General features: G+C 37.2%; 7 protein-coding genes. 3 read left to right on the forward strand and 4 right to left on the reverse strand.

The window, feature by feature from the left end:
• Positions 1 to 213 precede the first annotated feature (213 nt).
• The 3 genes from ABVT42_RS11235 (at position 214) to ABVT42_RS11245 (ending at position 6,828) form a co-directional block, all read left to right on the forward strand.
• Positions 214 to 717: a GNAT family N-acetyltransferase gene (locus tag ABVT42_RS11235; RefSeq protein WP_353895695.1), complete on the forward strand. Its 504-nt coding sequence runs from the start codon at positions 214 to 216 to the stop codon at positions 715 to 717.
• 185 nt (positions 718 to 902) lie between these two features.
• Entirely contained in the window at positions 903 to 1,763 is an 861-nt protein-coding gene (locus ABVT42_RS11240; protein ID WP_353895694.1) for a DMT family transporter, read from the forward strand.
• A gap of 109 nt (positions 1,764 to 1,872) precedes the next feature.
• Positions 1,873 to 6,828 (forward strand): SIR2 family protein, encoded by a 4,956-nt coding sequence (locus ABVT42_RS11245; RefSeq protein WP_353895693.1) that lies wholly within the window; start codon positions 1,873 to 1,875, stop codon positions 6,826 to 6,828.
• A 141-nt stretch (positions 6,829 to 6,969) separates the two neighbouring features.
• Here ABVT42_RS11245 and ABVT42_RS11250 read toward each other — a convergent pair whose 3' ends face one another.
• The 4 genes from ABVT42_RS11250 to ABVT42_RS11265 form a co-directional block, all read right to left on the reverse strand.
• Complete coding sequence (locus tag ABVT42_RS11250) at positions 6,970 to 7,734, reverse strand: coiled-coil domain-containing protein (RefSeq protein WP_353895692.1); 765 nt, start codon at positions 7,732 to 7,734, stop codon at positions 6,970 to 6,972.
• A gap of 1,004 nt (positions 7,735 to 8,738) precedes the next feature.
• Positions 8,739 to 9,884 carry a 2-methylaconitate cis-trans isomerase PrpF family protein gene (locus ABVT42_RS11255; RefSeq protein ID WP_353895691.1) on the reverse strand — a complete coding sequence of 382 codons (1,146 nt, stop codon included), beginning with the start codon at positions 9,882 to 9,884 and terminating at the stop codon, positions 8,739 to 8,741.
• A gap of 94 nt (positions 9,885 to 9,978) precedes the next feature.
• Entirely contained in the window at positions 9,979 to 11,322 is a 1,344-nt protein-coding gene (locus tag ABVT42_RS11260) for a glycosyltransferase family 2 protein (protein ID WP_353895690.1), read from the reverse strand.
• Between the two features lie 429 nt (positions 11,323 to 11,751).
• Positions 11,752 to 13,332, reverse strand: coding sequence for a putative bifunctional diguanylate cyclase/phosphodiesterase (locus tag ABVT42_RS11265; protein WP_353895689.1), 1,581 nt, complete (start codon positions 13,330 to 13,332; stop codon positions 11,752 to 11,754).
• Between the last annotated feature and the right edge of the window lie 317 nt (positions 13,333 to 13,649).

Genomic DNA, 13,649 nt, shown 5'->3' on the forward strand with positions numbered 1-13,649 from the left:
ATATTAGATTTCAGTCGATGAGACCGGATGGTGCGTTTAAACCGTCCGGTCGAAATTGGCGGCTAGTCTTTCAGGTCTTTACCCTCAGATTTACCTCCAAGATAACAGGCTCTAGTGTTTAATTTTTAATTAAAACCGCCAGTATTCTATTTCTTCTATAGATTAAGTAGAATAGCGCACACTTACTAACGGCTAGTTTATCTGAGAGTATTAATGAATATGGTGGAGAACAATAATCCTATGCCGTGGCAATTAAAAAAATTTACCGAGTTAACCACATTAGAACTTTATTATATTTATAAACTGCGTTCAGATATTTTTGTGGTTGAACAAGACTGTGTGTATCCAGATTTAGACGGACTAGATATTTTACCTGAAACTTACCATTTATTTGCCACATCGAATCAACTTGTAATGGCTTACCTACGCTTGCTGGCCGTCGATACTAGTTATCCGAATATGAGTGCGCTTGGCCGAGTCGTTATCCATCCCGATTTTCGCGGACAACAGTTAGGCCACCAACTGTTAAGTCGCGCCACTCAGTTTCTTGATGAAAAATGGCCAGAACATATTTGCCATATTTCCGCACAGTCTCATTTGGCAAAATTTTATCAGCAACATGGATATAGCATTGTTACGGATGAATATTTAGAAGATGGTATCCCGCATATCGGCATGGAGCGACCAGCAAAAAACAATAAAGCCGAGTTGACATGACAGATAAACCACTCACCATATTTTCACTGATCATTTGAGTGTTTTTCAATAAAGAAAGCTAAGCTTACAAGGTTAAAATAGCCAGTTAATGATATTCCCTTAATAGATATTCTCTTAATAGATATTCTCTTAATAGATACTCTCTCAACAGACTAGTCATTAATTGATCAGAGCCGTTAATTTCAATGAAACTAACCCACAACTACATCATTCTGGCATTTTTAGTATTAATACTAGGCAATCTGTTTGCCACCTTTGTTGATATTGCCGTAAAAGTCTTTGCCAGTAGCGGTAGCATTTTTCAGTATGTTCTTTTACGCCAAGGAATCATGTTACTTTTACTACTGCCATTCTGGCTTAAATTACCAACAGAAAGACGCCAAGCAGTTGCTCCCAAAGTTTACTTTACTCGCGCGCTGTTAACGAACATTGGCGCACCTACAGCAGTCATTGCCGTACTCTATCTTCCATTAGCCACCGCAAATGTTTTCTTCTACTCTGCTCCTTTATTTACGTTACTATTAGCCAATCTCTTGCTAAAAGAAGCCATGCCCAAACACCGCATCATGGTGACACTGGCGGGTTTTGCCGGCGTTATAATTGCGCTCAAACCTGAACATTTTAATTTAATTGGTTTAGTCGCTACCGTTACAGCGCTTGCGGTAGCCGGTTATAACCTATCTGTACGCTGGTTACCCCCTGACACCAGCACGCTAAGTACACTGGTTTGGAGTAATATCTTCACGATTCCAATCACAGGCTGTATTGCTATATTTTATTGGCAACCCATTACCCAAGATATTTTATTGTTGGCATTAATCAGTTGCTTATTTTTAGGTGTCTATCAAGCCTGTTGTATTATTGCTTACCAAAAAGCCGAGGCAGGCGCCATAGTTGTTGCTGAATATTCAGGATTGATTTTTGCTGCGCTGTTTGGTTGGCTCTTATTTGACGAAGCAATCGATATGTGGACCATAGTTGGTATTTTATTAATCATTTTTCCTATTGGTTGGCAAAGCTGGTATGAAAGATCTCGCCGTCAATAATCTGTATTAATATCTCATTTTACCCCATTAGCAGACTTTACAGCAAAAAATCAGCCCCATACAATCGAGAAGGATTGCTCAATCTTTAGCTACTCATAAGGAGATAATGATGTGGACACATAAAAAACCTTATAAAAAACTCTGTACCACCAGCGAACGCATTCAATACTGGGGTGAACAGGAACTCTATCGCGCATTAAATTTAAAACGGGTTGTTGGCTTTATTGGTTCGGGAGTTACCACCGCATATGGGCGCTTAACCTGGGGTGAATTTTGTCGATTAATTGTTATGGCTGTGGACGATTTGTATCGCAACACACCGAAAAATAAAAATTCATTTATCAATAAATCCCATATCGATGATCTTTACCGCAGTCTGGCACAAGCCTGTGGACAAGAGCTTCCCAATGAAACGTCTAAAACGGATAGTGAATATTCAATCTCCCCAACTATTGATAGAGACTTTTCCGTTGATACTGCGTTATTAGAACTGTGTTCCGAACTGGCAGCAGCCCTGGATAAACCTCGTTTTGTTAAACAGCAAACGCAACAAATTATGCAAGCTTCTTATCTTCTGCAATTTGAATATCGTTTAAAACTACTGCAAGGCGATGGAGAGAATTCACTTTATCAAAAATGGCGTAAAGATTTACATGAGTTTTTTAAGAGCGTTTTATCATCAGACTATCAAATACAACATATTGATGAAGCGGCAGATTATTTTCTTAGCCAATTAAATAGTAAAACAAACAAAAACAGCATTGATAAAATTAAAACTTTTTTTGAGCGTAAACTATTTGAGAAGCTCAATAGTCATTTAAAAACAAAGGGGTACTTAACGACAATTCATATCAAAATATGGGAACTACTTAAGTCCTCAATTGCTAAAGATAATAATAAATCTTTTCCATTACTGTTTTGTCTACTAATCAAAAGCAAAGGGGAAAAAATTCCTTGGTATATTAAGCAGTTTATTGAGGAAGCACAGTTTTCAGCGATCCGAAAGAAAGATCAAAACTGGCCGCATCCTATCAAATATATTATCGAAACATTAGGTATTCGGCGAATATTGACGCTCAATTATGACTTAGAATTCGAACACTATTTTAAGGAAGAACGTAGTTTTCACACGGAGCCTTGGTTTGTGGATCCAGAGCATACTGACGAATCCGCAATTGAACGAAACCATTCTGCACTTGATGGCTATGGTGATCGCTTCTATTCGGTAACCCCGAATAATCAAAGTGCCAGTGATTTAATCGATTTTGCAGCATTAGCCAGTCATCATGATGCCTATGTATTCCATTTGCATGGTCGAGTAGATTGTGAAGAAGATTTAATCATTACTGAATATGACTATCAACAGCGTTATGTAAAAAATAATCAAATTCGCCAGACATTCGATGAAGGAATGCGAACTCTATTTGCTGGTAATGATGTTTTATTTTTGGGTATTGGCATGAATGAAGCCGACTTATTTCGCCCAATGCGCCAATTCATATCAGAAGGTAAACGCTTCATGGATCACCAGGATGGTATTATTGCCGAGCTAAGTTATGACACTTTCGATGGTAGCGAAAACAAAAAAATATTAGATGAAAATGCCAAAAATGAAAAAACATCAACTCGTTTAAAAATACAGTTTGGTGTAAAAACATTGTTTTATCCGAATGAAATAGCAAAAAGCGAACTATCCAAAAAACAAAATGCAATCATAGAAGTAATAAAACGAAAACGAAGTAAGCACAGAGTTAAGGAATTGCTAAGTTTAATGGTTGTTAATCGACAAATAATGTTAGAGCAATCAAAAGCTTTTATTAAAAACATAGAAAAAAGGGAAACGACTCAGCAAAAATGGTTTAACGACTGGAAGCAAAAACCAAAGGATAAATACGGTTTATTACGTAATTGGGGGGAAAATAACTATGTACTTTGGATCAGACAACGCATTTACAGTCCGAAAAAAAAACATGATGAAAAAGATGAAAAAAAATTTGATGGCAAGACAGCATTAAATAACCCAACGTTAAAAAAGTTAAAAGTAATTATCGAAAAAGCTAAATTAGAGAAAGAACCTTGCCCATTAATTGATAATTTAAGTGATTCAGGTCGACGCATTATTCGAATTTGTGGTCGAAAGGGAATCGGCAAAGGTAGTTTAATCAAGGAACTGCAAAAGTCTCACAGTCATTTTTTACCCTCAATAAATGGCCATTTTCAACATCAACATTATCGGGCTGCATTTTTTGTTGATACTCATTATTCCACCGAATTTAACTCGGTCATTTCATCATTTATACGATTTATTGCAGGACGATTAGCAGAAGTATTAGGTCAAAATGGTAAGAGTCGATTGGCCGAACAAGATCCATTTAGCCATGAACTTCAAAGTAGTCTCTTAGGCGGTCAATTCAATAATATTAGTCGACTAGAACTCCTTAAACGCTATATTGCCCAATATAGTAATCATGCTAATCAATCCACTGATCGACTATTCATTTGTTTAAGCGGACTCGATCGAATCACCAATCACTCAGGTAATGGTTATAATGCATTACATCGCGCATTTTTTAGAATTTTAACTGATTCGGGTAAAGTTCACGTAACAGAAAATTTATTTAAACGAACACCTCCCTTTGATATTGTATTAATTTCTGGTCAACAAGAATGTCCAATTCGATATTTGAGTCAATATGATTTAGACAACATTGACTCTGGATATCATTCAGAACAGCGTACTGAAAAAAATATATCTGGCGAATTACTGAATCCACAAACGGCACCACTATTACATTGGTATCAACTTAATGATCCCGTATTGACAATGGAAGATATCGTCAACGAAACTATTTTAGATGATACACAAAGAAAAAAAGTAAACGAAATCATGAGGTACTATCAATTTATTCGACAGTTAGCAAGTCAGCAAATATTTATCGGACAACTATTGTGCCAATTCATCAGCAACGTCATTAATCAAAATGGAACGAAAAGTTATCAGAGTATCTTTGAAAAACTCAACTTTTTAATCAATCGTGATCGACAAAATGGGGCGCTAGATACCATTTTACGTTATTACTACGAAAATGATCGACAACAATTTGGTTCCGAATGGGCTAATCTGACCGCACTGGTATTAAGGCGACTAGTGCTATTTTCACTGCCCATTCAACGCGCGGTTCTTGCTGATTTTCCAGCAATCCGCAATAGTTTGAGCAAACTCTATTTAAGAGAATACCCCCAGTTTGAGGAAAAGCAATCACTAATTACTCCGGCAATACTGTCTGACTATTTGTATCGCAAGGTCCTCATCACCTTAGAAGAAAAGCGATTAATTATTCCCATTCATGATGACGGTGTTGGTGAAATCAGAAATACAGAAATTTCAAATGAACCATCAACATTCAAGTTTCAGCCGATAGAAGTTAAAGCACCATTTAAATATAAACGTTACACACTGCATTCGACAATAAGAGAACACCTGGCAAAACGAATGCGCTATGCCGCTTTTGATCATGGCGAGCATTCTTTTTTCGACGTCTCACTTTATATTTCACAACCAGTTAATTTACCCAGCCCCTCTGCGCTTGATTACCGAGAAGTCGGACGTGTTTTGCAAAATATTATCGAGTTTTCTTTTAACTATTTTAATCCTGTCTATCGATGGATAAAACTCAATAAAAAGCAACAGAGGCAAAAAGGTAAAGAGTTAGACAAGCAGGAAAAAGAACAATTAACACAAGCAGCCAAAGACAGCATAAAAAAGATTTTAGAATATGACACGCTGCATATTGCTACCCATAAACTGCGGGCAGGTTTTAATCTGGTTTCGGGTTCTTTTTCTATCGGCGTAATATCTCGCCTGTTTCACGAAGAAAGTGACGAGTTGGACTTGGGTGGCGAAACCCGCAAACCATTTGATAATTATCGTAGCTGGATTCGTGGTTTACTTAATGCAGCAGTCGCGAATGACCATTTTGACGATGCAATCGACAAAATATTCAATTCTGGCCAGCATGATATTGACGAAATCGTTAAAGATTTAAAATTAAAAAACGAGCAGGCGAAAAAATTCGAGAATATCAGAAAATTTATTAAACAATTTAAAATTCAAAAACCTTTCTATCGAACAGAAATTGCCTGGTTATACAACGAAAGAGGACTGGTCAACTTTTTACAGGGAAGACTTTATGAAGCCATTACCTTTTTTGACAGTGCACTTGAACAGATCAATGATGATCAATGGGTATGTTTATCAGAAGACGAAAGCCAATCGGCGGCCTCAACTTATCGGCGTATTATTTTAAATCGCGCCGTGGCCCGACTTGAAGCCGGTAAACTGGAAGATGCACTGGATGTATTATTATCAATGCATAATCAGCTCAGTGACAAGAATCGGGCTCGGCCCAATCAAACACTTTATTGGGCCAAAGGTTATTTAGGGCTTTGTTATCATTTAAATGGACGTAAAAATACCGCACAAAAATACTATAAAGCAGCAATCGACTACTTTGCCGATCAACCAAATCACATGCGAACTTTAGCTATATTTCGTCGTCATCTTGCAGATTTATATCGTAGTTTAAACCAATTAGAAAAAGCACAGTCACTTATTAACCAATCTATTAGTACAGCAACCAGTGCCGATCAACAAGATATATTGCACCATGCATTTGTCTCTAAAGCACGCTTAATCAATGCTGCCGACGAAAATACCGGCACCGCCATGGGCCTGCTTAATAAAGCACAGCAGTATGCAGAAAAAATGGGGATTTATAAACTGCAGGTTGATTGTTATACCTCAAAAGGTGAGTTGATGCTAAAACAAAAGCAGTTTGATAATGCTGGCAGATATTTGACAAATGCAATAGCCATTGCCAATAAACACGGCATGAAACTTAGAAAAATTGCCGCGTTGAAGAGATATGGCGATTTACTGGAAGCTCGAGGTACCGATAATAGATTGCTACAACGCGTGCGTTTTGTTACTCAGGCACAATCTGAGAAAACAGGATTATTACACACGCTAGATCAGGTAGAATCACTGGATAAACGAAAAATCTAAACTGCCCACAATTTCAAACAGGCAAGATTAATATTTACATCGTATAGAAATAGAAAAAACCCAATCAAATTGCCAAACTGCAGGCAAACAAAAAAGCCAATGAAGCGGAGAATCCTTCATTGGCTTTTTAAATTCAGTGACTTATTTCTTGGACTTGCCTTTATTCTGCTCGTCAGAATTTGCGTTCTCAATCGCTTCAAGAATGGCTTCATCAACTTCAGGTAATGCAGTTAATGCATCCTTATCTTCAACCTTCTCGGCTAACTGAGTAAATTGCTCATTGGCAATTTTATGCAGTTCACGGTATCCGCTAACTAATTCACCTGCTCGCTCAACCAAAGCCTGACTTTCTTTCAGGTCTTGCTCAACACGCTGTTTTTCCTTCTTCAAATTACGGCTATTTTCTTCGGCACGCTTGCGATCATTAGCCTCATCCATTTTTTCTTTTTTCAGCGCTTTCATTTTCTTGACGACGTTTTCAGGCGTGTCGGCAAGTGTTTTAGTAATCTGTTTCAGCTCTTTTTGCTTGTCTGCCAACTGAACTTTAATTTTTTTCAGCTCATCAGCATTAGCCTGACGACCTGCAACAACGCGATCTTCACTCGCTTTTAATTCAGTCTCAAAAGATTCTTTAGCCGCACGCTCTTCTTCACGCTGAGCTTCGGTTCGCTTTAATTGATCTTTAAGTTCAGTAATTTCGGCACTTGATTTTTCATTAGCTGCGGTAAGCGCAGATTCAAGTTTTTTGGCTTTTTCGATAGTCGCTTTAAGCGCACTTTCAAGCTCTTCTGAGCTACATTCTGCTTTTAGCCCTAAAGCAGTTGCTGCGGTTTGCATTAGCACTTGTTTATTAATTGCTAATTCTTTCCAAACCTTAAGTTGTAATTCAATATCGGATTGATTCAATTCTTTCTCCTGTACCACACAAATTCGCGCCGCATCATACTAAAAAGTACCCATAAAAAGCTAGTCCGAATCGTGTTAAAGCGGTCATTTTTACATATTTTTTTAAAATCCTGGCATATCTGATGCTATCTTTACCCCCTGACAGTTCATTCAACAGATTAATCCTGTCAAATAAATCGTTCATTTGTACTGATAGCAGCTTAGCCACATACACTTTACTATCTTATATCATCGAGTTATTAAATATTTTTAATACCAAATTCTTTATCAATAAGCATGTTTATACTCTCAATGACTTAAAATCTTCTGTAAGTTCTCTATCCTCCTTCTCAAAAATAGTCAGTCAGTATAAAAACCGATAAATTTATATTAACTATCTCGACAATAAATATAAAAAGCCAACTGTTTGTTATTTTATGCAACAACGGTGGTACCAAATTAGTGAATATTTGGAAGATGTATGCACAAATGAAACATTCAGTCAGTTTTTCTTTACCAGATAAAATGAATATAATTTTGACTAGAAGGACTAATACAGGCCATATACGGTAGGTGATATGGCATTGGTTTTATTCTGGCGCGCATCATACCACATTAATCAATTTATTTTGTGAATAGATCGTAAAAACTTATCCATGCTATTTATACGTGTATCATTGAGTCTATCAAACTTGATGAAAGGTTTTACCTTTCTGTCCGCTTTCAGTCACCCAGGTATTAAGTCATTTTGCAGTATATGATTCAGAATACGCTTCAAAAGCGATAAAACTTATACGCCAGCGAATTCAGGTATTCACAAGTCTGATAACCAACTTAGTTGATAAGAGCCATTTGATGATAGCTGTTTTCGAATAGTTGCAATATAACAGCCAGGCTTTATTTGGATTTCAATTAATGTATTACTAAATGGGTTACCAGACTGCTACCAAAATTACTTACGCCAAATCGATCAAACCGTTGTTGTTAATCGCTTTAGCAAAGTCGCATTTTCACAAAATACCCAATTAATAAAAGACTTGTCCTTTCATTAAGGTGCGAGCAGTTCGCGTTAGGCTGGCAGATTTTGCAATCCAGCAGCCATTGTCTTGCACTACATGAGCACTCACTTCAATAACCCCGCCAGGATGTCCAAGCTTTAAACTTTGTGATTTAGCTAAAACCCCTCCCAAGTGCTGGGCGATTATGGTATCAGGAATTGCCGCTGCCACACCTGCGGCAATGGTACCAGTGCCGGTAAATGCATGATGCACCGCGCCCATCGACAAAATTCGGGCTGACAAGTCCTGATCACTGGCAGAAATAACTTTACCATGACTAGAAATAAAATCAGTTGCTTCGCCAATTAAGGCAATTTTGGGGGTTGCAGGTTGTTTTTCGCGAGCATATTCAGGCGAAGGAGCAGCGTTCATTGCCACCGCACCGATACAACGAATACTCTCTAATAGTTCGGCTAGTTGACTGTCAGCGTTGAGTTGCTTCTCAATGTCACATAGTGAAATATCTAAATCGGCAGCCCGCACAAAAATGGTTGGATTACCGGCGGCAATCAAAGATGCTTCTATCTTTCCAAAACCTGGAACTTTTAAAACATCAAGCGGATTAAAGGTTGGCAACACATCATGTGCGGCGCCTAACCCTGGTAGCAAAAACTCTATCGTAACCGGAGAAGCACTGCCATTTACGCCAGCAATTGTATAGTCACCTTGATAAAGCGGCTTACCATCTTTAACCCAAGTATGTACCACATAACGTTGTTGCTGATTTTCCTGCCAGACACTAATCGGTATTAAACCATCTTTTTCTGGTTTAACCAGACCTTGTTCGATAGCAAAAATACCGACAGCGGAAGCCAAATTACCGCAGGTGCCGGAATAGTCAATGAGTGGTTTATTTATTGAAACCGCACCAAAATAAAAGTTTACATCACAATCCGATTTAGTCGCAGGACTAATAATGACTATCTTACTGGTGCTTGATGTCGCGCCCCCCAGTCCATCAATTTGTTTACCATAAGGATCGGGACTACCCATTACTTTCAGTAAAATACTATCACGCTCATCCGGATCCTCTGGAAGATCTGATTTGAGAAAAAAGACGCCTTTGCTGGTTCCACCACGCATCCAGGTTGCAGGAATGTTATTATCCGACATGAATTATTTTTGCTTTATAGTAGAAAGCTAAAATTTTAAATGAGATTCTGCAGTATAACAACCGTTGAATCTATCCCTGTCAAAAGAGAACAGATTAATTCATAACGCCTGCACGAACCCATCGTTGCCATTGTAGTGATTCGCGACGAATAAGTCGCTTGAGAGATCGCCATAGTGCTTGAAACTCAACGATATCGATTATATAAAAAATAATCCAGGCAACCGGAGCCAGCATAAGCAAGTTTGCATGAAAGCGCCGCTTTGAATCAAATAAGATCTGCATCCCAATGATTAAACTCATCAGCACAATGACAAAAGCGAGTGGGAAGTAGTCACTGGCAAAAACGGTATAACCATAAAACAATAACAGTAATGGTCCTTCCAGTAACAAAGTAAATTCTGCATAAACAGCCAAAGGTAAAATTAAAAATGTTAAGTAAGGCTGATGCTTTTTATTGTTACTGAAAAACAATCGGCGGTGTTTTAAAAAAGTCAATATCCGCCCATATTTCCAACGGAGTCTTTGGTTACATAGTCCGGTCCAATCAGCGGGGCCTTCAGTATACACAACCGCATCTGCAGCATAACGGGTTTTATATCCTTTCGCTAAAATTCGGGTCGACATTTCAATATCTTCAGTAATAATCTGATGATCAAAACCGCCAACCGCTTTTAGCACTGACTTACGATAAGCGGCTGCAGCACCACCAATAATGTAAACAGAATTAAAAACCGAATCGGCTCGCTTAAAAAAGAATCCATATAAATATTCCAGCTGTTGAATAATCGCTAAGGGCTTTTTCTTATTACCAATCACTACATTACCAGCCACTGCGCCAACTTTGGGATCGTTAAATCGTTTGACTAAATTAGTCACAGTATCTTTATCCATTACGCTGTCGGCATCTACAGTTATAATAATCTCACCACTAGCAAACTTCAGCCCCTGATTTAGGGCTCGGGCCTTTCCACCATTTGGTAGTCTCAAGTATTTAATTTTAGGTTTACAAAATTGGATATGCTGATAATCACTTAAAAATTGGGTCACTAAATCATGAGTCTTATCAGTAGAACCATCATTAATAACAATGACTTCTAAATTATTATAATAGGCATCTAAAACTGAATTTAAGGTTTTTATAATACCAACTTGCTCATTCCAGGCAGGAATTAATACCGTAACCAGCGGTTCAATTGGTGGGTATTTAAGACGACCAAGCGCCTCAAAAATAGAATAAAAAGGTGCAATTATCAGCTGTAAAAAATATTTAATTAAGATAGGTAATAACAAACAAAAAACAACTAATCGAATGGTTCCAAGACTTTCTACCGGTTCGGGTTGGGTTGTCAGCGACAAATATATAATCGCAACCGATAATGACAGTAGCAAACCCAATGCAACAAATAACAATAATGATTTTTTATCAAATTTTTTCATAAGCCCACCAATAAAAGTCTGCTGTTAAAAGTTTTAACGACCATACCCTTATTTTTTGCAGGATTATGCCAGTAACAAAATTAGGTTGAAAGCTTAAATTATCTCTTTAAGATATATTTAATCACTTGTTCGGTTAATATGTGACCGACTTCGCTAATTTTGTCAAAAAACGGTCACAAACACTTTACAAATAAAAAATAGCAAAATAAGTATTTGATTTTTAAATGGTTTAATAATCAGTTCAGTTTAAAATAAGCTTTAATAGAGGTTAAAAGCATTAACAACCTGTTGTTTCATTAACCCGAGAGTATCTAAATAGCTTTATTTTCAAGAACTTGTTAATAAATAGTTATTACATTATTTATTAGAAGATTCTCCAGAGAATAACCAACAATAATGACAGTCAATAGTGATAAAATATCGCATTTGTTAAGTAAAACGATGCTCACTTTGAAGTAATTTAAGTACTTCTCCTGGCAAGATAGGTTTTGAAAAATAAAAACCCTGTACATATTGGCAGGGAAACTGGCGTAAGATCTCTAACTGAGGCAAGCTTTCAACGCCTTCTGCGGTCACTTCAATCGATAAGGATTGCGCTAAAATAACCGTTGCCCTCACAATCGTTACATCTTCTGCTTTTTGGTGAATATTATCGAGAAATGACTTATCAATTTTTAACTTATCAAGACTGAGCTTTTGTAGACAATTTAATGAAGAGTAACCCGTTCCAAAATCATCCAGCGCCAGCGTCACCCCTAATGCTTTAAGTTGAGTGAGTGTTTTAATTGCATGGTTGGGATCATTCATAATAGCCGTTTCAGTTAACTCAAGCTCAAGAAACCGCGCCGCCAGCCCTGTTTTCCGCAAAATATATTCTACTTTTTCTGCAAAGTTTTCTTGCTTTAATTGCATTGCGGACATATTGACCGAAACCTTAATCGGTTCAGCGTAGTGTGTCTGCCATATTTTTAATTGAGTACAAGCTTCTCGTAATACCCATTCACCAATTAAAATGATAAGTCCATTTTCTTCGGCCAAGGGAATAAACTCTGTGGGAGAAATATTTCCAAGCTCTTCATCCTGCCATCGAATTAAGGCTTCAACAGCGACAACTTTACCACTTTGCAAATCTATTTGAGGTTGATATAACAGATAAAAAGCATCTCTTTCGAGTGCTTGTCGTAAACGAGAAATAATTAAAATTTTTCGTTTAGCAATCAGGTTCATATCGGCAGCAAAAAAACGAAAAATATTTCTGCCAGAGCGTTTGGCATGATACATTGCTGTATCGGCATGTTTAATTAATTCGTCAGCCTCGTTACCATCTAACGGATAAGTTGCAATACCAATGCTGCAACCTATTGATACTTCGACAGTTTCAATATCAAATCCTTGTTCTAAAATTGCCAGTAGCTTTTGAGCAACAGTGCTGGCGAACCGAGGATTTTCCATTTCCTGCAAAACCACAATAAATTCATCACCCGATATTCTCGCTAAGGTATCACCTTGACGCAAGGTGCTTTTAAATCGTGCTGCAACTTGTTGCAATACTAAATCACCAGCATGATGCCCAAAGCTGTCATTTATTGTTTTAAAATGATCCAAATCGATAAATAAAACACCAAGTAATACATTATTTCTTTTGGCTTGTAGTATCAAATGTTGCAATCGCTCAATACATAAAGCTCGATTTGGCAACCCGGTTAATGAATCATAAAAAGCTAATTGATGGGCTTTATGTTCAGCAATTTTTCGACTTTCATTTTCTCGCTTGATTCGCCGTAAATTACGAAATGTTAATATCATAAAAGCAATGGAAGATAGCATTAAAAAAGTCAAAAACTCATCAACTTCAAGGTGTTCATATTGCACGGAAAGATGAACCAGCTTTTCAAATGCATCAACTTCAACAAAAACTAAAAATAAAATAAGCGTGATACAAAAAGTAATCCAGATTTCTACATCGATAGACGAAGCCAACCGAGTTATTTTATGTAAAATGGATTTCAAAGCGAGCACCTTCAACAACCCTTTGAGGTTTCCATTAACTTTTTTAGTGTATCCATTTGCTAACTCTCATTTATTTTTAGATTATTTGTTAGCGTCAAGTAATTTATACCAGTAGACATATTCACAACCTGTACAAGTTTCAAGCTTAAACACGCGCTGAAATTCATAAAATTACCAACCAATAGTGTTTTTTTGACATGAATTCTTATCGTTTAAATATACCGATTGATAATTATTCACTCTAATTTTGCTGAATTGCAAGCTAATCGTTTAACAATTGTTCAAATATGCCATAAGCTCGGCCCTGTTAACGATGT

The sequence above is a fragment of the Aliikangiella maris genome (genome assembly GCF_040719265.1).
In the GTDB taxonomy this organism is placed as follows: domain Bacteria; phylum Pseudomonadota; class Gammaproteobacteria; order Enterobacterales; family Kangiellaceae; genus Aliikangiella; species Aliikangiella maris.